This is a genomic window from Flavobacterium cupriresistens, assembly GCF_020911925.1.
Classification (GTDB): domain Bacteria; phylum Bacteroidota; class Bacteroidia; order Flavobacteriales; family Flavobacteriaceae; genus Flavobacterium; species Flavobacterium cupriresistens.
The window spans coordinates 1,822,452-1,846,350 of record NZ_CP087134.1 but is presented as its reverse complement, the minus strand read 5'-3'; the positions used below and the strand labels follow the sequence as shown (position 1 = coordinate 1,846,350).

Sequence of the window (23,899 nt, the reverse complement as noted above, 5' to 3'; positions counted from 1 at the left end):
TGAAATTTAAAGTTGTTTAGTGGCATTGTGATTCTTTTTAAGAGCGGCACGATATTCATATAAGATAATCTTAAAATCATCTAACATTTCGTTACTCAATTCAGACGGATGAAAAGTATCGTATCCTTCCTTGTAGTCTTTCTTATCTTTTCTGCCTCTCAAATTTCTTTCTTTATCAATGATGTAGACATTAGAAGTCCCTAAGGTATCATCCAGTTTCCCTTTTAAATTGAGTTGCTTGTAAAAGGCTTTGATTTCGTCAGGTGATGCAAAAACAAACTTCCATCCTGACACATCTGTAAAAGGTTTCAGAGCATCTAATACTTTCTGTGCCTCCACTTCGGTACCGGTTGGACAAAGCACCACAAACTGAAGGTCTTCGAAACCGTAGTAGCGTTTGTATATTTTCTCGTTTAAGTTAAAGTAATTACCACGATTGGCTAAGATATCATCGCCGGAAAAACCTAAAACGGTTATTTTTTTATCGAGCGAAACTTTTTTACCGTCTAAAGATTTCCAATCTCCAAAATCCTTGATTTTTGGCGTTATTACGGGAAGTGTAGTAAAACTGTTTACTCCCGAGGCAAAAAATAAATAGGCGACAATTGGCAAAACAAAAAGCACAAAGAGAACTATATTTTTTTTCATTATTTCAGTAGAAGTTATTGAGGTACAAAAATAAAAAAAGCTCCGTTAAACGGAGCCTCTTTTCGAATTAATATCATGTTAAAAATTCCATTTAATAGTAGAATCTTTAAAAACACCATAAATATAATGTCCTTCTGTAAGTAAAATAAATAATAAATATAAAACCAGGAAAATAACCGGTGATACGACAGACCATCTAAGACTACTTGTTTCACCTTCCATGTGCATAAATGCCCATACAATGTAGTATGCCTTGTATATAGTTAAGATATAAAATATCCAGTTCAATAAATTCAATCCTACAAAATGATTAAATTCTAAAACTCCAGGTTTGTAGATCCCTAAGATTACCTCTACAGTAGTTACCATAGACAATAATAGAAAAACAGACCAGATTCTTTTTGTATTTGATACGTGCTCGTGTGACATAATAATTAAAATCTAAAATTAAACTAAGTAGAAAACTGTAAATACAAATACCCAAACTAAGTCGACAAAGTGCCAGTATAAACCAACTTTCTCTACCATTTCGTAGCTTTTTCTTTTCTCGTAAGTCCCTAACAATACATTAAAGAAAATAATGATATTGATGATAACTCCAGAGAATACGTGGAATCCGTGGAATCCTGTAATGAAGAAAAAGAAATCAGCAAACAATTTACTTCCGTATTCATTTCTAGTCAGGTTTGCACCTTCTACTACATATTTCGCAGTACTTAAACGAGCTTCAGATTCAGCTCTGTCTAAAACAGTTTTTTTCTTTTTCTCTGTCAATTTTTCTGTTCTCACCAACAATTCAGGGTGTGCTTTAAAACCAGCCTGAACTTCAGCAACAGAATAAGAAGCTACTGTTTCAGTATCTTCCATGAACCAAGAAGTTTTACTTCTGGTCAAAGCTTCTCTTTGCTCCGGTAATTTAACAGCAAAGTCAGCTAAAGCTACTCTTTTACCATCTTTATCAACGAACTGCAACAAACTTCCTCCTGCTGTTTCAACAGCACCATATTCTCCTTTAATGAAGTTTTTCCATTCCCAGGCTTGTGAGCCAACGAAAATAAAACCTCCAATAATAGTTAAGAACATATAGATTGCAACTTTTGTTTTTTTCAATTGATGACCTGCATCAACCGCTAACACCATAGTTACAGATGAGAAAATCAAAATAAAAGTCATTAAGGCTACATAGTACATCGGAGCCGAAACGCCGTGCATAAATGGAAAGTGAGTAAACACTTCATCAGCCAAAGGCCAGGTTTCAATAAATTTAAATCTTGAAAAACCATAAGCAGCAAGGAATCCAGAGAATGTCAAGGCATCTGACACGATGAAAAACCACATCATCATTTTACCATAACTTGCTCCTAATGGCTGGATCTCATGACCGCCTCCCCAAGTTTTTTCGTCGTTATTTGCAGTAGTAACTGTCGCTTTCATAAAAGATATTCGTTAAAAAGTTCCCAAATTTACGTTTTTTTCTTATTTAAAGAAATATAAAAATAAAAATAATAATACCCATAATAAATCCAAAAAGTGCCAATACATCGCACCTAGTTCTATACCAAGAGTTTGAGTCGAATTGTATTTTTGTTTAAAATGATTATAAATTATAATTAAAAGTGAAATCAACCCTCCAGCCAAGTGTAATAAGTGCGTAACGGTAACTACATAAAGAAAAGTTGTAGTAATAGAACTACCCTGTCCTGTAAAATAATAGCCGCTTTCTACAATCTGTCCAAATCCTACAAATTGCAAAACCACAAACAAAACACCCAACGCTAATGTAGCCAAAAGAAAAGCCGTAGTTGCGCTTCTATTGTCCTTTTGAATGGCTTTTTTAGCCAAGTAAAAAGTAACACTACATCCTATAATTACAGCAGTACTAAAGTAAAATGCTGTTGGAAATTCAAAATTCTTCAACCAATCCGGTCTCGATCTGCTCACTACAAATGCACTTGTAAGACCGCCAAACATCATGGTCATACTTGCCATTGCGAACAACAAAATCAGCTTAGCCGACTTTGATTTTCTTTCTTGTTCTTCACTTATTTTCATTGTCATTTCCATAACTATCTTAAAAATTTATCTACTATATATATAATTTGCAATAACGAAATATACGAAACACTAACCAACATTAGTGTTCTTGCTGCCTTTGCAGTTCGCAATTTGTACAATCGTACCGCATAAAACAACATCCATAATCCTAATAAGAAAACCAAAATTGCGGCAACCGGCGAGATAAACAATTGTCCGGTATACCCTAAACATGGCAATAAAGAAGCTATTATCAACCAAACGGTGTACAACATAATTTGCATGGCCGTTCCTTTGTCTTTTCTTCCTGTTGGAAGCATAAAGATTCCTGCTTTTTCATAATCTTCATACAAAAACCATCCAATTGCCCAAAAATGAGGGAATTGCCAGAAAAACTGAATCAAAAACAAGGTTCCGGCTTCTATACCAAATTCTCCGCTGGCTGCAACCCATCCTAACATAAAAGGAATTGCTCCCGGAAAAGCACCAACAAAAACAGACAATGGTGTCACTGTTTTTAAAGGCGTGTAGATACTGGTGTATAAAAATATAGAAATAGCAGCAAACATAGCCGATTTTGCATTGATGCTATACAGCAACGCAATTCCAACAATAGTTAATAAACTTGCTACAAACAAAGCCATTTTTGGAGACATACGTCCTGAAGGAACGGGACGATTTTTGGTTCGATCCATTAAGGAGTCGATATCTTTTTCGATTACCTGATTGAAAGCGTTTGAAGCTCCGACCATGCAATATCCTCCTATCATCAAAACGATCAGAACACTCCATTTAAAAGGATGCTCGTCATTAACACCTAACAAATACCCCGCAATAGAAGAAAACAAAACACTAATTGCTAAACCAGCTTTAGTGATCTCTTTAAAATCGAGAAACAATGATTTAAATGAAAATGTGTTTTTAGTAGCGTTCAATACGATAATTGTTTTGAATGTTTTTTTTGAGTGGTGCAAATGTACAAATTGATTATAGAATCAGAACCTATAAAATTATATTTTTTTCAATAAAACCTTTACAAAATAAGGTCTTGCAGATTTTTAACACAATCTTTTCGAAAAATCTTATTAAATATCCTAGTAATCAAAATACCAATTAAAGATATCAGAACGCAATCCGATCGTAAACCAGGTAGTACTTTGTTTAAATGTAGTTGCCGTTTCTTGTGTCGGATCAAAATTCCTGTAGATAAAACTTCCGAAGAATTTCAAATTTGTCATCGGGTTAATCAAATATCCTCCTTGTATGTCGGCAATAAAAATACTGGTTTTATTACCCTGCCCTACTTTTACACCAGTGTCATATGGACGTTTTTCGTCGTAACTTTTATAAATATCACCACCGTAATTAAAACTGTCTGCCGTGGTATTAAAATCCAAACCACGTTTCCCGGTTGTAAATTTCGCATCGGCAAAATAACGTCCTTTGTGATAACGCGCGATTGCTACTAATTCCTCAAAATTCCCTCCCCATTGGTGCCCCATACTCTGATTGTTATGACCGTAATTGGTAATAACAGCACTATGCGAATACACATACGGACGCACATGATTGTATTCGACCTGCAACAACAAATCCTTTACTTTGAAGGCATTAAAATACTTGGCTCCTATCTGGTACCCTATTTTATTTTTCCAGCTGTTATCACCCCCTTTTATATCTCCGAATGAAAATTCATCGATTAAAAGCTGCGCATATAAATTAAGTTCATTGTTCCATTTGTATTTTGCAGACATTCCTAAAAGTGCATTACCACTTTTTGATGATGATGTAAACTCGACTGTACGGTAAAAAATAATCGGATTAATAAAATTGACATCAAATCCTCTGTTGTTACTATCGGTCCAGACCACCGATTCGAAGAAACCTAAATTCAGCTTATTTGAAACGTTCCAGCTTAAATAATGATTCGCCATAAATTTTGTTGCATAGGTTTTTTCAACCGTAACATCGGGACGAACGTCTTTTAGCCACATATAGGTATTGGTGTATTTTATCTTCCAGAAAGTGGTATTGATTTTAAAGTAGGGATACGGACTTGGCCCGTCGCTTTCCAACAGCGAACGATATCCGTCTCCAATAAAGTTTCTGCCATAACCCAATTGCAAGTCAAAAAACTTACTTGGAGCAAATGTAATATTGGCTTCCGCTAAAGGGAAATCGTACGCGTCTGTTTTAAATCGTTTTGCAATTCCAACTCCGGGAATAATCGCCGGATTTCCTCCGGACGGCTTTATAGACTCTGCATAATCATTAAAATAACCTGCAAATCGACCCTGACTTTCAAAAATTGTAGTGGTAAAATTAATCTGTTTCCCTAAACCTCCTCTAAAATTCAATGCACGAGTATTCACATAAGTCGAAGGATCAATATCTGATGCCTTACCTACTTGTAAATCAAGAATAGGGTTTAATGCCAACCAATAGTCTTCGCCTTGAATTTGTACTAAATTCTCGTTCCAAAATTTTCTTCCTAACCAGGTCGTTGTTTTTTTCTGAAGCGATTCATTAACTGCTTTTAAGTTATAGTATTTTTTAACCTCATTATAGGTATAAGGCTTAGAAGCGGTGTGATTATTACTTCCAACCTGATTCATTGCTCCATCAAATTGCGCATAATAACTGTGCGAAAACGGAATGTTTAAATGACTTTCAAACTCCGGATTGTTGTATTTTTTATAGACAATACTGTCCAGTTCTGTCATTGGTTTTTCCACCGGTCTTAAAATCTCAGCCGCTGCCAAAGCTTCTGCCGCAATCTGATCTGCACTTTTTAACGGTATTCCAATCACAATGGTGTATTTTGAATAGGTCGGTTTCCCATTATAAGTAGAGGGTTTCACAATAGGAAACTTCCCAAAAACACGCTTTGCTTCTTGCGACAATGCCTCATTCAATGCATTTACATAAAGCACTTTAAACGCCCCTTTTTCATCCACTTCAAAAAGAACTCTTACTTCTCCTTTATACTCTGCTTGTTTTAAATCTTGAGGAACTTCAAAATTATGAAAGACAAAATCCTGCACTTCTTTGTAAAAACAATTTTCCAGTTTTTTAGATTGCAGATTTTCACAATTAGGAAAAACAGGAAATTGCTCTGATGCAAAACCGGGAGTAATGGAAGAATTCGTATTTTCCTGCGAAAAAGCAAACAAGGCGGATAATGTAAAAACGAAGGTTAAAAAAATCTTGTTCACGTAGAATTGGGTTTTCATTTAATATTGATTTGAGGTATTTTCTCCATTGGCAATTGCTTTTGCCGCCGAAGTTCCGATGCGTTTAACTCCTAAACGAATCATTTCTATTGCTTCATCATACGATCGCACTCCACCGGCAGCTTTTACCGATAAAGGGGATGCATTTTCTAACATCATAATTATAGCTGGGACCGTAGCTCCGTTTGGCAAATCATTTTTGGTTTTAAAAAAACCGGTGGATGATTTCACAAAAACTGTAGTATAATTTTCTTCTTTAAAATTTGATATGACCACATTTTTAATCAAAGCCGAAAGCTGAATAATCTCCTTATCCGTCAAAGCAGCCACTTCGATAATCCATTTTACGGTTTTATTGTGCACCAGTCCAACTTGTGTACCGATTAAAACCTCTTCCTTTATCAACGCACTGTCACCATTTTTGAAAGCCTCGTAATTACATACAAAGTCCAAATCGTCGGCTCCGTTTGCTATTGCTTCGTTTGCTTCTTTAATTTTTGTTTCTAAATCTGATTTACCTTCCGGAAAATCGATAACAGTACCAACAAGCAAAGTCGAATTGGCTTCTTGAATCATTTCTTTAGCCAAACTAACTTGTTCAGGACGAATCATAACAAGCTTAAACCCTTCCTCAATTGCTTCGGCAATCGTCTTTTTGACCACAGCAAGATTTGCTGCTTCAGAAAGTCCCGCTTGCGAAGCTGTTTTTAAGTAAGTAGAATCCAAATAGTACTTAACGTTCATGATATTGAGAATTATAATCGGGGACAAAAATACGTTTAAAATTCAGAAAAAAAACACTCCTGAACTGTGCTTCATTTTCGGGCAATAAAAAACCCACCGAAGTGGGTCTTTATATTCTTATATTTTATCGATTTGCTTCTTTAAAGCTATTGCTGTAAATATTGCCGTCGTACTTCCAATTGTATTTGCTAAAACGTCTGCTACATCTGCCGCTCGGGTAGTCGTAAGAACACCTTGCAAAATTTCGATTGTAATTCCGAAGAAAACGGAGAAGATAAACGAAATCAGATAGGCTTTAAAATCATCTGTACTTTTTCCTTTTAATTCTTTTTTAAAAAACAAAATCCAGGAAATCGTAAATCCGAAATGAAAACAAAAATGCACTACTTTGTCAATGCTTGGAAAACTTACCGCAGGAATATTACTGGAATCCGTTAAACAGAAATAACTAATAATTCCGGAACAAATAATGGCCCAGCAAAGCAATATTTGTTTAGGCACCAATTAATTCTTTATAAGCTTCGTCACTTAACAATGAATCAATTTCTGATGCATCAGCAATTTTTATTTTGATCATCCATCCTGCTCCGTAAGGGTCAGAATTTACCGTTTCAGGTGCACTTTCTAAACTATCATTAAAAGCAATAATTTCTCCTGTTAATGGTAAGAACAAATCAGAAACCGTTTTTACAGCTTCAACAGTTCCAAAAACCTCGTCTTTATCTAAGGTTTGGTCTAAAGTTTCTACTTCAACGTACACGATATCACCTAACTCTTTTTGAGCGAAATGAGTAATTCCTACAGTTGCTACATCTCCTTCGATGCTAATCCATTCGTGATCTTTTGTGTACTTTAAATTTGTTGGTATGCTCATAATAGTTATGTTTGAAAATTGATATTTGAATATTTCAGCCACAAATGTAATAATCTTCTAATGAAATCTACTTTAGAAATTCAAAATTAATTTCCGAAATTGTATCGTAGTGTAAATCCGGATCGAATATTAGTTAATGGGAATGATGTTGAAATCACCGCTTTAGAAAACGAGTGGTCGTAATAAAATATAGCGGTTAAGTTTTTACTGAACGAATAATCTGCCGTTACTTTTACCGACCATATATTTTGTCCTGCGGCCAACTGATTGTTATCGTAATCTAAATAACGCACCAAAGTTTCGTTTTTACGCAAAGAGAAATCCGCTTTTATATTAATGTCACTTTTAATAATTCCCGTTGGAGTATCGGCAAGTCTGGAAGAGAAAATAACATCTTTGAAACGGTATCCTAAACCAATTATATATTCCATTCCTTTTACCTCGGTCAATAAATTATTATCAAAACTCATGGACAATGCTCTGTCTTTTTTGATTTCCGTAAGTACTCTCAATGAACTTTTCAATTCAAAATCCACACGAATAAGCGGACTAAACTGCTCTACCAAATTGACATTTGACATCACGGTCTTATTGTAGAAATTGTAATTTACATCCAGTCCATTTGATTGTGGCGGAGGGTTGTAGAAATCAAAATTAGATCTAAATTGATTAATAGTATAAGAAGCACGGTAATTGTGCTGTAGCGAAAAACGTTTAAATTTATCTTTAAAGTACTTATAGCGCATTAATCCATTATACTTAACACTCCAGTTTGGAATTGGAAAACTTCTAAAAATATCGGTAGATACTCCCGAAGCATCTTTGCCGGAATAAGCCGCTAAGAATGATGGTAACAATACAGCCTGATTACTTTTCCCAAATCCTATAGGATATCCTTGATTTGAAGCATATATATCTCTTTTCTTTTTAAATGGATCGTCGGCTGTTGGATCTAACGGTGGCCCCGGAACATCACTAACATTATAACGAGGTATTTCATTCCCGGCTCCATAATAACCCTCTGCCAATCTGTTCGCAATTACCAGACGATTGCTTCTAAAATCATCAAAAGCGGCTGATTGAGTAGCATCACTTGTTGAAAAAGAAGTTCCAATCAATACCGTTGAAATAGAGAACATACCATAACTGTAGCGTGATAAAGGATTATACATTCCGTTTTCACTTACACTATATTGCTCTGAGCTGTTCTGAGAATAAGCCCTGTCCATCGCCAAATCAATCTTTAAATCAGGGAACAAATCCACGTTAGCCGTTACTTTTAAAAGCGTATTGGTTACTTGTGTAAAACTCTGATTGAAATCCTGATAGGTAGTAAGCCATCCACTTTTTGCTGCTTCATAACGCACATCATCCTGACTACCAAAAACAAATCCTAATGTTGGTCTTGAAGTTCCGAAGAAACCAACGCTTGGCGTATACCCGGGTAAAACTGTTCCGCTATTTTTAATATAATTAACCTGAATGTTTTTTACGCTAGTCAGCACACCGATAAGTCCGTCATAAAAAGGACTGCTAGTCGAAACCTGTTTTGGTGTATTTACAATTTTCTCTCCCGGTTTTGGCGGTGCTATCGTCTTAGGTTTTGCCGGTTTTTTACCACCCGGTGTTAAACCAACATATTTATACAACATCCCCATATTAAAGGTTGTTGTCAACGTATTGGAGTTGGCATTTTGAATAGTATTTCCTAAATCATAAACCGATCCATCTGGTGCTTCATACTCAGAAAAGGCCGTTGAAGAACGTTGCCAGCTGTAATCTGCCGTATACGAATAACTTGCTTTTATAAAACTTAAAGCCGGAATTTTGTTGATCGGAATTTCATAATTCAACACTAATTGTTGCATGTGCTGGTTTGGTGTTCCGATGTCCAAATAATCATCCCATATTGTAAAATCTTCTTTTGGCGAATTATCATCATTTAGAAAATTTCTAACAATATTATTAGAGGCTGCCGTATAATTCAGTTTTAGCGATTTTGTCAAATTATACCCAAAACCATATTGATAATTGAAGGCAAAATTTCTTCTGTAAAGTGGTCTAAGTCCAATTCCTTCGACTTCAACTTCTCTAAATTGCTGACGATTACTTTGTCTTAAAATATTAGTATTGAAGGTAACGTTTGAAGGCAGGTAATTGAAATTAATATCACTTAACATCTTCCAATAGTCGCTTTTTTTCATGAACTTGGTCTTCTTAAAAGGGACCACTTCTTTGGGTTGAAAAGTATAGGCATAATTTACCGCAGTACTCGATTGCTCGTCCTGAAACTCTTCAATTTCATAATCATGACGTTCGACCTGATTGTAGGATTGTGAAAATGTAAAATTTTCGACATCATACACATGTGGTTTCTGCTCCGGAGCTCTGTCTTTTCTAACACCAATAAAGTTAATACTTCTTCGTTTTGTATAATCAACAGCACGGGTTCTGATATTTTCTTTTTCAGCCTGATTCGTCGTTTCTCTTAACAACTGATCTAATTTTATATCCTGATTAAAAGGATCATATTCAGGCGTAATTACCTCTTCTCCGATCGCATAATTAAAAGGCAAATTGATTCCCCATTTAGGAGGTAATAACTTTCCTAAATTTAAATTAGTTACAATGTTGTACTGTTGTATGTCTTCTCTGTCTCTTTCATTTGCTCCTTGTTCAAGAGACCCAAAACCAATAGTACTTTTACGTCCGGTAGCCGAAACGGTAGCAAAATCAGCCATATTGGTATCGATGCTTAATACCGCTGCCATCCCTCCTTTATTCTCCAGATCCGCCATACGGAGTTCATTAAACCAGACTTCTCCTTTTATATCTTTATGATCCGCAGCACTTTTTACTCCGACCATTAAATTTCGAACCAAACCAAAATTTGGATTTCCTTTTATACCTAATCGCAGTTTACTATCTCCATCACCATCTGCTACAGTGGCATCATCATCGGGATAATAAACGCCATTAATATCTCTCTTATCCGAATTAATATCGAGTGGCATAGCTTTAATTTTCATACGGGTCAACAACTCCAGTGCCAAATCAATACTGTTTTCATCAAACCAGACATCTTCGGGGGTTACTGCACAAGAACCGGCCGGTCTTGTGACTTTTAAAGGAATTTCAACTTGATAATAGTTCTGCGTAAAGTCGTTACCAAAACGAAGAAATCCGATCATTTCACCATCTTCCAGCTCTCCATTAGGCAATGCTTCAGCATGCAAAAACATTTTTAGTTTTTTGTATTGACGCATGTCAACACTTACATTTTTAAAAACAGCTCTTGAATCCCTGAATTGCAATCCACCACCTGAAACGCGTAAAGCCAGCGACTGCTCATTTTGATTGATAACGGTATTATTATTATACAACTGTTCTCTTCGCACTCCCGGAGGAATTACATAATTAACAGGGCATTTTGTCGCATTCTCCTGTACGTTGACTGCTAAAACATCAAAATCAGTATTATCGTCCTCTGCATTTGTGTCATTAGCATCTAATGTTCCTGTGTACCTTCTCCATTCTCCTCTTACCAAATCCAAGGCTCCAAAACGCACCGTCATTTCATCACTAAAACCAGTCATAAACATACGCATGAATCGAATCGATCTGAAATCGGTAATATTTCCTATTGTATTTTCAGGCTGAGATACCGGAATTTTAAACTGAATCCATCTTGCGTTAGTCGTACTTCCATTAGGCAGATCAGCATTGCTTACCTCACGAATATCAGTAACATAGTTTTGTCCTACCTGCATTCCGGGCTTAATATCAATACTATATTCATAATAAGCATTAATCGTATTCATGGTATTGTCACGATTGATATCTTCGACGTCAGGCAATGTTGTAGATCCACGATTTGGGTCATTGATACTAACAGGTGAATTCCCTTCAACACCATTATAATTTCTATAACGATCTTTAACTCCTCCTTCTCTGTTTAGATAGTAGGTATAATTATCTGCAGCCGGATCCGGTTCAGAAGCATAATTAGAATAAACCTCACTCTCTCTGGAATCCGGTAAACCGTCTAAACCAACGTCCTGATTTCTACGATTCCCTTCATTGGTATCGAAGGCATAAATTAAAGATTGTGATGCCGGAACTTCTCCCCAAAGCGCACGTGGTTTTACCATTAACTGATCCGGTCCTAATCCGTTTTCATATTGTTTTCTTCCGTCTTTTAATACATCTTCGGAAACTTCCCCTAAGTTAAAATAAATTTTTCCTGTATTATTGGCTGGCGACTGCCCCGTTCCTATATAAGGATCGAGTACCCAAAATTGGATGTACTCGACATTTCCTTGTTCAAAATTCGTTGAATTTATCGCACGCATGATCCCTCCAAAATTAGAGGCAGCCGGTTCTGTATTGAACGTTTGATTGTTATTATACGGACCTCTTTCAGACGGATAATAACTTAAATCCAATGTATTAATAACCTGTATTTGCCCCTGGGCTATATCGGTATTTGGATACAACTCTCTGCTATAAATTCTCCTTGTTGTATTTAACGACAGATCATCGTTTGAAATACCGGATGGTTTTGACGAATAAAAAACAGGATCAATGGTATACCAGGATAATTTTGCTCTTCTAAACCCGTACTCTAAAGTACTTGAACTAGCCTTAAACTTATCATCCGCAATCAAATCTGATTTTACAAATGGTGTTGATGCTAAACTCCACGCATAAGCGGAGCGCATATCAATGGTAGATTGTGAACCTTCAAAATCATCAATATATATCGTAGCTTCTCCTTCAAAATCACTGGCTTTTGGAGCATCAGGTCTTAAAAAAGCAACTTCACCACGAATGGAAAGATTAGAAGGAACATCGGTATCAATATTAGGCAGTTTATTTACCAATCTGGTAAAGAAAGGAACTTCTGTTGCATAATTCCCGTTAAACCCAAAAATCGTGTTGTTAACAGATTCCTGACCATAACTTGATTTTTGTGTAAAGGGTCTTTCTGTCATTTTTAAAAAAGTACCTCCAACAACAAATTTGTCTGAAATTTTATGCTCCACATTCACCCCCATAAATCTTCTGGTTTGTTGTCCGAAAATGGAATTATTTTCTAACGAAACCTGAATCGGTGTGTTGGAAGCCTGAAGTGAAGGGTCTAAAATTTGAACTCTTCCTAATTGATAATCGACACTGTAATCAATACCTTCAACCAAAACTCTTCCGCCGGCCGTTACTACAACAGAACCTTGCGGCACATTAAAGGCTCCGATCGGGATACCGTTATTTCCTGTAGATTTGTATTTACCTCTTAATAAGAATTTATTTTTATCCGCATCCTGCAAAGCTCCGGATTGGGTATTTCTATACATGTTTCTAAACACGTATTTCTTTTGATTGTCATTGTATGTATTCGGACTATTATAATCTTCTCCCGCTGCCCCTTTTAATTTTTGGAACAACAGTTCTCCAAAAGGCTCTTTTGTAGTAAAAATAATTCGCCCGTTTTGAGCATCAACGGTGATCCCCGGTATGTAATCGAAAAAACCATCACCGCCCTTCTGAGGGTCATTATTATAATTTAACTTATCAATATCAAAAACATTTAATAAAGGTGTTTTGGTAATATAATAATTAGCCGGATTTGGATTAGCCGGATTGTCATCCGGGAAATGAGTTCCCGCAACCGGACTAATATAATTTATAGGAGACGGATCTGTATAAAGTATATTTAACCTGAAATCATCTTGTTTGATCTGATAAGCCTGAGGAATCTGATAAACGTTTTTCATCATCAAATTCCAAACCGGATTTTTTACGTTTGTCAAACTGCTTTTCAACATTTTCAAAATCAAACTCTGCGTAATAATGGTTTGATTCGGAGTATTATTTCCTGTCACTAAAGTACCATCAACACCATCACTACCAAATTCCCCGACACGGTATATCTTATCTCCAACCGTATATTCAAAAGCTACAGCCAAAATTTCGTCATTGGCCAAACGCTGTTGCAAAGAGATATATCCTAATTGTGCATTAAAAGTATACTCATTTGTGGTTAATTTACGTGCATTTTCCAACACGGAATAATCGACTCCTTCACTTACATCTACATTAAAACCACTTTTTGCCGTTACAATTTCCCTAACCTTTTGATTCAAAAAACCACCAGTACCTATAGTCGCCGGATCGTATTTGTTATTTTTATTATCACTTGGCGTACCGATTCCAGCCACAAAAAAGTTTGCTGTACTCCCTATCACTACCACTTCATTATCCGGAATTCCCTGAATTTGTGCTTCTCCTAAATCCTGAAGTGCGATAACATTACGCAAGTTATTATTAGTTGTACTTACTCTGTTTTGTTTATTGGTTACCCAAACTTCAAGTCTTGTGATCTGAGCACGACTGTCAATAAAGGGATACTTCTTTAAAGAGGCATCGTATTTATTTCTAAAGTATTGAGATAAAAAGAAGTGTCTGTCATTATCATAATCTAAAGCATACAAATCAAAATTCTGAACCGTACCACCACCTTCTGCAACTATACTCTTGGTTTGTGACTTTTGTTCTGAGAAAACTCCGGTAATAGTTGTCTTCCCAAATTGCAGTTGTGCTTTTACTCCAAACAAACTTTGGGCCCCTCTGATTAAAGTACTATTCAGTGGCATGCTAACATTACCAACTTCAATTTTCTGAACAATATCATCCTCTGAAGGCGTATAAGCCAGTTTGAATAAATTTTGAAAAGCAAATGTAGACTGGGTGTCGTAATTAGCATTTACCTCTAATCTCGTTCCCACTTTACCCATTAAACTCATACTAATCCTCTGATCAAAGTCAAAGGTTAGATTGGATCGGTTTCTTGGAGAAAAAGAAGGATTGTCTTGTTTGGTATAGCGAATTCCAAGATCCATTTCAACTGATCCTGTGGGCTTTACATCAATTGTATTACTTCCAAAAATGCTTTCGAAAAGACTTGAATTAATATAATATCGGGGTAGCAAATCCTTTTTGGCGGCTTCACTTCCTGATTTTTTACCATCAATCGCATCCGATTTTTTCCTGAAATAATCTCTTCTGGATTCTTTCAGAACCAAAGCTTCGTACTCTTTTGGCGTTAAGACAATTGGATAATTAATAGAGAACCCATCTACCGATTTGGTATAAATGTATCGGTCTGTAATGGGATCATATTTATAAGCCGAAAGTATACTGGGTGGGTTTTCCAACTCTAATTTCCCGACAGAAAATTGAGTTTTAGTTGTATCTTGAACTGCTGGATTTACTTGCGCCCGCAAAACATTACCGCAAAATAAAACCAGTAAAAAAATACAAATTTTACGCATACAATTCGTTTATATAAATTGAGTTTATAAGCTTTTTAATGCTTTTTTAATGATCGTTTCGACAGTCGCCTCCGGATCTTCTTTTACGATTTTTTCGACTACTTTTTCTGAAGTTTTACGAACAAAACCTAAAACCTCCAAAGCAGATAACGCTTCATCACGGTTTGTATTGTTCTGAACCACTGAAACTTCGTCCAAATCGTACAATTTTAACACTTTTTCTTTTAAATCAAGTATAACTCTCTGTGCCGTTTTGTTTCCAATCCCTTTTATAGATTGTATCACTCCAACATCCCCAGAGGCAATGGCGTTTATAATTTGTTTTGGCTCTATTGAAGATAACATTGTTCTGGCAATATTAGCCCCTATCCCCGAAACGGATAATAACATTCTGAATATTTCTCGTTCTGATTTTTCTACAAAACCAAATAAAGTATGCGCATCTTCTTTGATTTGAAGATGCGTATACAATTTTATAAAATCAGCATTGGGAAGCAAAGAAAATGTATGTAGGGATATATTAACATGATAACCTACTCCACCACAGTCAATTACAACTTCTGTGGGGTTTTTTTCTACCAATTTCCCTTGCAAATGTGCTATCATAGTATAATTTGTTATTGTCAAATATAATAAAAATAAGACAACATTAACAGTTCCTAACTATATATACTACTTAGCTAATTTATTTTTTTTACTTTCTTTTTCCTGAGCATCAATAACCGCAATTGCAGCCATATTAACCATTTCTTCAACACTTGCTCCTAATTGGAAAATGTGAACCGGTTTACCCAGACCCATCATAATCGGACCGATTGAATTTACTTTATACAATTCTTTTAACATTTTATAAGTAATATTCGCTGATTCTAAGTTTGGAAAAATTAAAGTGTTTACTTTTTTTCCTGCCAATTTAGAGAACGGGAATTTTTCTTTAAGCATTTCCGGATTCAAAGCAAAATCTGCCTGAATTTCTCCATCAACGATCATATCAGGATGGTTCTTATGCAAATAAGCTACTGCTTCTCTTACTTTTGAAGCGCTTTCGCTTGTAGAAGAACCAAAATTTGAAAACGAAACCATTGCAATAACAGGCTCAACTCCAAACATTCTGGCCGTTTTAGCAGTCATCACAGCGATATTTACCATATCTTGTGCTGAAGGATTGATATTGATTGCGGTATCAGATAAAAACATTGGTCCACGAGAAGTCAACATCATGTTTGCTGTTGCTACTAATGAAGCTCCTTGTGCTTTTTCTACCAATTGTAACATCGGTTTTACCACACTTGGGTAACTTCTTGAATATCCGGTAACCAAAGCATCAGCTTCACCTTCATTCACCATCATGGCAGCAAAGTAGTTTCTCTCGCGCATGAATTTCTGAGCATCAAGCAATGAAATACCTCTTCTTTCTCTTGTTGTCCAATACGAATTAGCAAATCTGTTTCTTCTTGCTTCTTCTTCCGGAGTTTTAGGGTCAATGATCTCAAGTTCAGCATCAAAACCTAATTCTTCTTTAAGTTCTAAGATTGATTCTTTGTTTCCTAACAAAATAGGGAAACCAATACCATCTTCATAAACAATTTGAGCTGCTTTTAAAACATTTAACTGATCTGCCTCTGCAAAAACAATTCTTTTTGGGTTTAATTTAGCACGGTTTGTAATCAAACGTACCATTTTATTATCATTCCCCATTCTTTCCAAAAGCACCTCTTCATAAGCTGCCCAGTCTGTAATAGGATTTTTTGCAACACCAGATTCCATTGCTGCTTTTGCAACCGCCGGCGCTACTACTGTAATCAATCTAGGGTCAAATGGTTTAGGAATGATATATTCTGTACCGAAACCTAATTTTGTTGCTCCGTATGCCACATTTACTTGCTCCGGAACTGGTTCTTTTGCTAATAAAGCCAATGCTTTAACAGCTGCCATTTTCATAGCCTCATTAATTTTAGTCGCTCTAACATCTAAAGCTCCTCTAAAAATATAAGGAAAACCTAAAACGTTATTTACCTGATTAGGAAAATCCGAACGCCCTGTAGCCATAATAACATCTTTACGGGTCTCAACCGCTAAAGTATAACTAATCTCAGGATTTGGATTTGCCATGGCAAAAACGATAGGATTATCGGCCATAGTCAACAACATTTCTGCCGACATAATATCGCCTGAAGATAATCCTAAGAAAATATCTGCTCCTTTTAAAGCTTCTGCCAAATCGATTGGAGCGATATCAACAGCATATTTTAGTTGTAAGCTTGATAGAGAAGGATTGTCTTTTGTTAAAAGTCCTTTACTATTAAACATTAAGATATTCTCTACTTTTACTCCTAACAAAACATATAAATCAGCACATGCCAATGCAGCCGAACCTGCACCGGAAACTACCATTTTTACATCTTCTGCTTTTTTTCCTGCCAATTCAAGTGCATTGATCAATGCGGCAGACGAAATAATTGCCGTACCATGTTGATCATCGTGCATTACAGGAATATCCAATTCTTCTACCAATCTTCTTTCGATTTCAAAAGACTCTGGTGCTTTGATATCTTCCAGATTAATTCCTCCGAAAGTTGGAGCAATATTTTTTACGGTCTGAATAAATTCTTCTACATCTTTTGTTCCGATTTCAATATCAAAAACATCAATGTCAGAGAATATTTTAAACAACAAACCTTTTCCTTCCATAACTGGTTTAGAAGCTTCCGGACCAATGTCCCCAAGTCCTAAAACGGCTGTACCGTTTGAAATTACAGCAACTAAATTTCCTTTTGCTGTGTATTTGTATACGTCGTCAACATTTTTTGCAATTTCTAAACATGGCTCAGCAACACCTGGTGAGTATGCCAAAGATAGATCTCTTTGAGTTGCATATTTTTTTGTTGGAACTACTTGAATTTTTCCGGGAGTCGGCTTCGAATGATATAATAACGCCTCTTCTCTTTTACTGTCTTTATTCATTGTTTTTAGCTTTTATTCTAGCTTACAAAGATATAAGTCTTCGCTTAAAATGGCATGTTTTTGTTGCTTTCTTTTGTTAAAATAACGTTTTCGTAATCCAAAAAAAAATAGTCCAGCAAGATTTGGACTATTTTTTAAAGTTTATTTTTTGAATTTCACTTACTGCGAAATATACGAATTTAAGTGATTAATAGTATCTTTCTGAATTTCTATAATTGCCTTAACAACATCACTGATAGAAATGATTCCGACTACAATTCCGTTTTCCAAAACCGGTAAATGTCTGATACGCTTTGTGCTCATAAGCTCCATACAATCTTCAATTTTGTTAGAAAGTTGTACCGAAAAAACATTTGTTTCCATAATTTCATGCACAAAGGTCTCTTTTGAAGATTTGTCTTTCAAAACAATTTTTCGGGCATAATCTCTTTCGGATAATATTCCTTTTAAATCGGATCCGTCTATAACCAGAATTGCCCCTATGTTTTTTTCTCCCATTACTTTCAGTGCTTCATAAACAGTCGTCGTTGAAAGCACGGAATAAACATTTTTCCCTTTTGCGTTTAGTATTTGATCTACAGTCATATCTGAAAAATTTTAGTTCTATAAAGTTAAAAAAAAAGGAACAGAAATAACAAATATTGTTATTTTTCACAACACAACCAACTCATTTTAAACATAATACACCTAATTTTTAGATTTTAGATTTTTCCAATAAAGAAGCGGACTATTTCTAAAGTTTTTTTGCAGAAAAGACAAGTTTTTGAAGATTAAGGACTTTTGTTGCGAATTTAACCACAAAGTTCACAAGGTTTTACGCAAGGGGCACGAAGTTAAATTATGGTATAGCAAATCCTTTTAAATTTTGTACCTACTTTTTTTTCACGCAGATTTAGCAGATTAGGCTGATCTGTTTACCTCTTATAAAAAATCTGTTCAATCTGCTAAATCTGCGTGAAAAAGAAAAACTTTGCGCTCTTTGCATCAAAAAAATAACCGTTTTCAAAGTAATAAAAACCTTTGTGAACCTTTCATTTAATTTTTTAATCGCAAAATAAAGAAAAGGGACGTTATTTTTTTTCCTAGCAACAGACAACTGACTTCCTCCTTTTTCTGTCATCTCGACGAAGGAGAGATCACATCCTACTATTCGACAACAATCCTCTCTGTTTGTGTCATCTCGACGAAGGAGAGATCACATCCTATATTCGACAACAGCTCTTCCTTTGTTTGTGTCATTTCAACAAAAGAAAAATCACATCCTATATTCGACAACTGTGTGTGATTTGCTAGTGTGATCTCTCCTTCGTCGAGATGACATTCTAAGGGCGGGTGCTGTTATGATGGAATGTATTTACGGTCGTAGTTTTCAGTGACATTCTTCAGTCGCAGTTTACAGTGGCAGTTAGCAGTGTAAATCTGAAATCATAAAACAGAGCAATCACGGTTTGCAGTCACAGTTTCTACCCAAAAGTTGGAATTTGGAATTTAAAAAATTGGAATTTTTATAAATTTTATTCTAGAAATTTAATATTACGTTTTAGTCCATCAAATTTCGTCCTCTTGATAGGTGAATTTTTAAAGACTGCTCGAAATGTTTCTTCGGTAATTTCAATCCAGTCTTTTTTGGAAAAAGAAAGTACTTCGGGATTGGGGTTAAATAAGGGTTCTGAATGCGGTTTGGAGAACCGATTCCAAGGGCAAACATCTTGGCAGGTATCACAGCCAAATGCCCATTCATCGAATTTACCCTTCATTTCCATTGGGATATTTTCTTTGAGTTCAATCGTATAATACGAAATACACTTACTCCCATCAACCACATATGGAGCCACTATTGCTTGTGTTGGACAAGCATCGATGCAGGCGGTGCAAGAACCGCAATGATCTGTTGCGGCGTGATCGTATTCCAGATCAAGATCTAAAATAAGCTCGGCGATAAAATAAAAGGACCCCACTTTTTGAGTGAGCAGATTACTGTTTTTACCAATCCAGCCCAAGCCACTTTTGGCAGCCCAAGCTTTGTCTAAAACAGGTGCTGAATCAACAAATGCACGACCCGAAACTTCGCCAATATGTTCCTGAATCGAGAAGAGAAACTCTTTTAGCTTTTCTTTTATGACTGTATGATAATCCTGCCCGTAAGCGTATTTTGATATTTTAAAACTTTCCTGATTTTGAACTTCTTCGGGATAATAATTAAGCAAAAGAGAGACAACACTTTTTGCATCATCAACCAATAAGGTCGGATCTAAACGTTTATCAAAATAGTTTTCCATGTAGGCCATCTGACCGTTATGGTTTTTCTTCAACCAATTTTCCAGACGCGGGGCTTCCTGCTCTAAAAAACCAGCTTTAGAGATTCCACAAGATAAGAAACCAAGTCTTTTTGCCTCTTCCTTGATAAATTTTGAATATGTCTCTTTAGAATTAATCATTATCTCTTTGAAAAAACAACTTCTACACCCACCGGTTTTAAGGTAATTAACGGATTAAACTGAACCGTAGTTTCCACGGAAGTAATCTTGTATTTTTTAACGATATGAGCAATTGCCAAACACATTTCGTAGATCGCAAACCCCGCTCCAATACACATTCTGGGTCCGGCACCAAAAGGGTAAAAATAAGGCATTGATTGCTTTTTCTGCTCTCCCAAAAATCGCTCGGGATTAAAGTCATCGGGGTTTTCCCAGTACTTCACATTTCGATGTAACTCATAAAAAGAAACTCCAATTAAGGTTCCTTTTTTTATATTAAATCCCCCTAAAGTATCGTCTTCAACATTTTGCCTGTCTGTAATCCAGGCTGGCGGATACAGTCGCATAGATTCGTTTAAAACGGCATTTGTATAGGTCATTTTCTGAAGCTGCTCGACAACATCTTCTGTTTCAGCTTCGATTTTGAGAATCTCCTCCAAAACTTTCTGCTGTACATCAGGATTATTACCCAAAAGATGTAATGTAAAAGTCAAAGCATTGGCTGTCGTTTCATGTCCTGCCGTAAAAAGAATCTTTATCTCATCTATCAATTGCTGAGTAGACATTCCTTCACCGCTATCTTCATAACGTGTTTCCAGAAGCATATTAAGCAAATCGTTAATTTCGCTTTTAGAAGCCACTCTTTCTTCGATAATTTCCTGAATAATTGTATTATTCTCTTCTGCTAATTCCAGGTGTTTTTTTACCTGACCACTAACCGAAAACCACCAGGCTTTATGAGGAAGCCTAATTTCTTTGATGAGGAAGTTTTGAACTTCTTCAATAATAAATTTTATCCGATCTAATTTCTCTTCCGCAATTGAAAATTGGAATAATGATTTGGCCACGACATTAAATGCCAACTCACTCATTATCGGAAAAAGATCCACTTTTTGTTCTTCAGCCAGACCGTCCATCTCCGAAACAATGGTCTGTCTCATGGTCTCAACAAGCTGATTCATTTTTTGTTTGTGAAAAGCAGGTTGAATAAGTCTTCTTTGTTTTAACCAAAAATCCCCATCAACCGTCAAAAGTCCTTTCCCTAAATACTTCGAAAGATAAACAGACTGAAACCTTGACTTATGGTAATTCTTCTGATTTTTCTGTAATATATATTGGGCAACTTCATTATCTCTTGATAAAATGATATGTTGTGAACGACCAATTTGAATGGAAAAGGAATCACCAAACTTATCAAAGTATCTTTTATGAAACGGAATAGGATTCTTACGAACCCCTTCAGCATCTAAAAAGAACCGGAGAATGGAAAGTTTCTCCGGGTAACTGTATTTTGTATGCTCAGACATTTTCAAAAGAATTAAAATAATCCGCCCTGAATATTTGTATTGATTTTACCTAGATGTTTATACGCTTTATCTGTGACTTCTCTTCCACGTGGCGTACGCATAATAAAACCTTCCTGAATCAGGAAAGGTTCGTATACTTCTTCTATCGTTTCACTACTTTCAGATACTGCTGTTGCCAAAGTAGACAAACCAACCGGACCTCCTTTAAATTTATTAATGATAGTCAGTAAAATTTTATTATCCATTTCATCAAGACCGTGGGCATCGACATGTAATGCTTTCAAAGCATATCGTGCAATCTCTATGTCAATAGTTCCATTCCCTTTTATTTGTGCAAAATCACGAACCCGGCGCAGTAACGCATTTGCAATACGAGGTGTCCCTCTACTGCGTCCGGCAATTTCTATAGCAGCTTCAAGTGAAATCGGCATTTTTAATATAGAAGCACTTCGCTCGACAATAGTCGTTAAAAGTTCGGTAGTATAATATTGTAAACGAGAGGAGATTCCGAAACGTGCACGCATCGGTGCTGTCAGTAATCCGGATCGCGTTGTGGCTCCAATTAAAGTAAAAGGATTCAAATTGATCTGAACGGTTCTGGCATTTGGACCAGATTCAATCATAATATCAATTTTAAAATCTTCCATTGCCGAATACAAATATTCTTCGACAATTGGGCTCAGACGATGGATTTCATCAATGAACAAAACATCTCTTTCATCAAGATTAGTCAGCAAACCGGCTAAGTCTCCGGGTTTATCTAAAACGGGACCCGAGGTGATTTTTATTCCAACCTGAAGTTCATTAGCCAAAATATTAGCCAATGTTGTTTTACCAAGTCCGGGAGGACCATGAAACAAGGCGTGATCTAAAGCCTCGCCACGTTGATTGGCTGCTGCAACAAAAACCTTTAAGTTTTCTAAAACTTGGTCTTGTCCGGCAAAATCATCAAATGACAGGGGACGCAATCTTTTTTCAAGATCTAGCTCTTCCGGGTTGTATCCTTTTGTGGTAGGATCTAGGTTTTCATTCATCTTACAAAGATAAACAAAGTAATCAGTTTGTAAAACAGTTAAATTCCAAATAAAAATCCAAATCCCGACAATGATTGTTATAACGGCGGGATTTGGATGTTGTTATTTTCTCAGTCCTTAAAAAATTAACTTATGAATTTTTAAGTCTATTAATCCTCGGATCTTCAATTATGCCTTTTGAAAAGTCCTGTCTGTATTTTTCTAAGACATATTTTTCAAGAAATCTAAAAGGTTCATTTCTCTTCTAATTATTCTGATCATTACTAATCCAAAGAAAAGTAAAAACCCGAAGCCACTGAACACGATATAAAGATAAAATCCTCTGGAAAAACTCTCTTTAAAAATGGGCAAAAGAAAAGCAAAACCCGCCATATAACTCAGATAAACTATAGGTGTGAAGATATAATGAATTTTCCTTCTCCAATCATAAAACTGATGTGCTTGTTTACTGTATTCTAATAAGGTCACATCTGCTTTTAAGTTTTCTAATTTTCTCGCACTAATCCACTCCAAAACAATTCGAATTAAAAGCATAGAAATCATAATTCCCAATCCTAAACTGAATAGGGTCTGCTTATATGCCCCAATCCAAACATAATAAGCGATTAATACGATTGAAGTCAGACTTAGAATAATTCTCGTCCAAAGATGATTGTGTTTAATTTTTTTTGTGTGTGCCTCTCCTTTTTTAATAATCTCGGAGGCTGTTGGTACTACTTCGGGTGCTGTTTGCTGATCCCAAATATTTTGTAAGTCTTCAAATGTTTTCATTGTTGTACGCATTGAGTTAAACTTTTTTTAATTCGATGAATTCTAACTCGAAGTGTTTCCTCGGTGATCCCGATTACTGCTGCTATCTCCGGATAATCGATTCCGTCTAAGGTCATCAGAATAATCATTTTGTTTGTTTCTTCAAGCTTTTGTATGCATTGATACATTTGTTGAAGTTGCTCTTCTTTTTCATTCGAATAGCTTTCTGAAACAACCTGAGGCAAAATATCGGCTCGAATTTCCTTCCTCGTAGCTGATTTTCGCAAATAAAGAAGACAGGTGTTTACCGCTATCCTATAAATCCACGTACTAATGCTGGATTCATTTCGGAATGTGTCTAAATTCTCCCAAACTTTAATAAAAATTTCCTGAGTGGCATCAGAAGCCAATGCGATATCTCCGCAAAAATAACCTTTGCACAGTCGAAATACTTTAGCGTAATGCTTGTTGTATATATCGTTAAATTGCTCTTTTTTGACCAC

Annotated in this window: 18 protein-coding genes; all 18 read right to left on the bottom strand. The window is 35.9% G+C overall.

Annotated features, from left to right (window positions below):
* Positions 1-6 precede the first annotated feature (6 nt).
* The 18 genes from LNP23_RS08195 to LNP23_RS08110 all read right to left on the bottom strand — a co-directional run bounded on the left by LNP23_RS08195 (position 7) and on the right by LNP23_RS08110 (position 23,899).
* Positions 7-648, bottom strand: a complete 642-nt coding sequence (locus LNP23_RS08195; RefSeq protein ID WP_047773132.1) for a hypothetical protein — start codon at positions 646-648, stop codon at positions 7-9.
* Positions 649-726: 78 nt separating this feature from the next.
* Positions 727-1,077, bottom strand: a complete 351-nt coding sequence (locus tag LNP23_RS08190; protein WP_047773130.1) for a cytochrome C oxidase subunit IV family protein — start codon at positions 1,075-1,077, stop codon at positions 727-729.
* 18 nt (positions 1,078-1,095) lie between these two features.
* Positions 1,096-2,082 (bottom strand): cytochrome c oxidase subunit 3, encoded by a 987-nt coding sequence (locus LNP23_RS08185; RefSeq protein ID WP_047773128.1) that lies wholly within the window; start codon positions 2,080-2,082, stop codon positions 1,096-1,098.
* Positions 2,083-2,124: 42 nt separating this feature from the next.
* The gene (locus LNP23_RS08180) at positions 2,125-2,712 is read right to left on the bottom strand and encodes a cytochrome c oxidase subunit 3 (RefSeq protein ID WP_047773126.1); all 588 of its coding nucleotides are present in this window, start codon (positions 2,710-2,712) and stop codon (positions 2,125-2,127) included.
* A 2-nt stretch (positions 2,713-2,714) separates the two neighbouring features.
* Complete coding sequence (gene cyoE, locus LNP23_RS08175; RefSeq protein WP_047773125.1) at positions 2,715-3,617, bottom strand: heme o synthase; 903 nt, start codon at positions 3,615-3,617, stop codon at positions 2,715-2,717.
* A gap of 159 nt (positions 3,618-3,776) precedes the next feature.
* Positions 3,777-5,915 carry a gliding motility protein RemB gene (locus LNP23_RS08170; RefSeq protein WP_230004532.1) on the bottom strand — a complete coding sequence of 713 codons (2,139 nt, stop codon included), beginning with the start codon at positions 5,913-5,915 and terminating at the stop codon, positions 3,777-3,779.
* Positions 5,916-6,659, bottom strand: coding sequence for a deoxyribose-phosphate aldolase (gene deoC / locus LNP23_RS08165; RefSeq protein WP_230004531.1), 744 nt, complete (start codon positions 6,657-6,659; stop codon positions 5,916-5,918).
* 117 nt (positions 6,660-6,776) lie between these two features.
* Positions 6,777-7,160 (bottom strand): VanZ family protein, encoded by a 384-nt coding sequence (locus LNP23_RS08160; protein ID WP_047773285.1) that lies wholly within the window; start codon positions 7,158-7,160, stop codon positions 6,777-6,779.
* The gene (gene gcvH / locus LNP23_RS08155) at positions 7,153-7,533 is read right to left on the bottom strand and encodes a glycine cleavage system protein GcvH (RefSeq protein ID WP_047773117.1); all 381 of its coding nucleotides are present in this window, start codon (positions 7,531-7,533) and stop codon (positions 7,153-7,155) included. Before gcvH ends, LNP23_RS08160 begins: the two co-directional genes overlap by 8 nt.
* Positions 7,534-7,619: 86 nt before the next feature.
* Positions 7,620-14,864 (bottom strand): T9SS outer membrane translocon Sov/SprA, encoded by a 7,245-nt coding sequence (sov, locus tag LNP23_RS08150; RefSeq protein ID WP_230004530.1) that lies wholly within the window; start codon positions 14,862-14,864, stop codon positions 7,620-7,622.
* Between the two features lie 24 nt (positions 14,865-14,888).
* Positions 14,889-15,470, bottom strand: a complete 582-nt coding sequence (ruvA, locus tag LNP23_RS08145) for a Holliday junction branch migration protein RuvA (protein ID WP_047773113.1) — start codon at positions 15,468-15,470, stop codon at positions 14,889-14,891.
* A gap of 66 nt (positions 15,471-15,536) precedes the next feature.
* Positions 15,537-17,828: an NADP-dependent malic enzyme gene (locus LNP23_RS08140; protein ID WP_230004529.1), complete on the bottom strand. Its 2,292-nt coding sequence runs from the start codon at positions 17,826-17,828 to the stop codon at positions 15,537-15,539.
* A 159-nt stretch (positions 17,829-17,987) separates the two neighbouring features.
* The gene (locus tag LNP23_RS08135) at positions 17,988-18,413 is read right to left on the bottom strand and encodes a CBS domain-containing protein (protein WP_047773110.1); all 426 of its coding nucleotides are present in this window, start codon (positions 18,411-18,413) and stop codon (positions 17,988-17,990) included.
* 929 nt (positions 18,414-19,342) lie between these two features.
* Positions 19,343-20,266, bottom strand: coding sequence for a tRNA epoxyqueuosine(34) reductase QueG (gene queG / locus LNP23_RS08130; protein ID WP_230004528.1), 924 nt, complete (start codon positions 20,264-20,266; stop codon positions 19,343-19,345).
* Positions 20,266-21,612 carry a cytochrome P450 gene (locus tag LNP23_RS08125; protein ID WP_230004527.1) on the bottom strand — a complete coding sequence of 449 codons (1,347 nt, stop codon included), beginning with the start codon at positions 21,610-21,612 and terminating at the stop codon, positions 20,266-20,268. Before LNP23_RS08125 ends, queG begins: the two co-directional genes overlap by 1 nt.
* Before the next feature lie 11 nt (positions 21,613-21,623).
* A complete protein-coding gene (ruvB, locus tag LNP23_RS08120) occupies positions 21,624-22,646 on the bottom strand; it encodes a Holliday junction branch migration DNA helicase RuvB (RefSeq protein WP_047773104.1) in 1,023 nt (340 codons plus the stop codon).
* 201 nt (positions 22,647-22,847) lie between these two features.
* Positions 22,848-23,417, bottom strand: coding sequence for a hypothetical protein (locus LNP23_RS08115; protein WP_230004526.1), 570 nt, complete (start codon positions 23,415-23,417; stop codon positions 22,848-22,850).
* Positions 23,414-23,899 carry an RNA polymerase sigma factor gene (locus LNP23_RS08110; protein ID WP_230004525.1) on the bottom strand — a complete coding sequence of 162 codons (486 nt, stop codon included), beginning with the start codon at positions 23,897-23,899 and terminating at the stop codon, positions 23,414-23,416. The genes LNP23_RS08115 and LNP23_RS08110 overlap by 4 nt, the downstream gene beginning before the upstream one ends.

Coding starts and splice junctions, on each gene's coding strand:
- ruvB (WP_047773104.1), bottom strand. CDS start 22,646: ATGAATGAAAACCTAGATCCTACCACAAAAGGATACAACCCGGAAGAG.
- LNP23_RS08180 (WP_047773126.1), bottom strand. CDS start 2,712: ATGGAAATGACAATGAAAATAAGTGAAGAACAAGAAAGAAAATCAAAG.
- LNP23_RS08135 (WP_047773110.1), bottom strand. CDS start 18,413: ATGACTGTAGATCAAATACTAAACGCAAAAGGGAAAAATGTTTATTCC.
- LNP23_RS08115 (WP_230004526.1), bottom strand. CDS start 23,417: ATGAAAACATTTGAAGACTTACAAAATATTTGGGATCAGCAAACAGCA.
- LNP23_RS08125 (WP_230004527.1), bottom strand. CDS start 21,612: ATGTCTGAGCATACAAAATACAGTTACCCGGAGAAACTTTCCATTCTC.
- LNP23_RS08170 (WP_230004532.1), bottom strand. CDS start 5,915: ATGAAAACCCAATTCTACGTGAACAAGATTTTTTTAACCTTCGTTTTT.
- LNP23_RS08140 (WP_230004529.1), bottom strand. CDS start 17,828: ATGAATAAAGACAGTAAAAGAGAAGAGGCGTTATTATATCATTCGAAG.
- queG (WP_230004528.1), bottom strand. CDS start 20,266: ATGATTAATTCTAAAGAGACATATTCAAAATTTATCAAGGAAGAGGCA.
- deoC (WP_230004531.1), bottom strand. CDS start 6,659: ATGAACGTTAAGTACTATTTGGATTCTACTTACTTAAAAACAGCTTCG.
- LNP23_RS08185 (WP_047773128.1), bottom strand. CDS start 2,082: ATGAAAGCGACAGTTACTACTGCAAATAACGACGAAAAAACTTGGGGA.
- LNP23_RS08190 (WP_047773130.1), bottom strand. CDS start 1,077: ATGTCACACGAGCACGTATCAAATACAAAAAGAATCTGGTCTGTTTTT.
- LNP23_RS08195 (WP_047773132.1), bottom strand. CDS start 648: ATGAAAAAAAATATAGTTCTCTTTGTGCTTTTTGTTTTGCCAATTGTC.
- sov (WP_230004530.1), bottom strand. CDS start 14,864: ATGCGTAAAATTTGTATTTTTTTACTGGTTTTATTTTGCGGTAATGTT.
- gcvH (WP_047773117.1), bottom strand. CDS start 7,533: ATGAGCATACCAACAAATTTAAAGTACACAAAAGATCACGAATGGATT.
- ruvA (WP_047773113.1), bottom strand. CDS start 15,470: ATGATAGCACATTTGCAAGGGAAATTGGTAGAAAAAAACCCCACAGAA.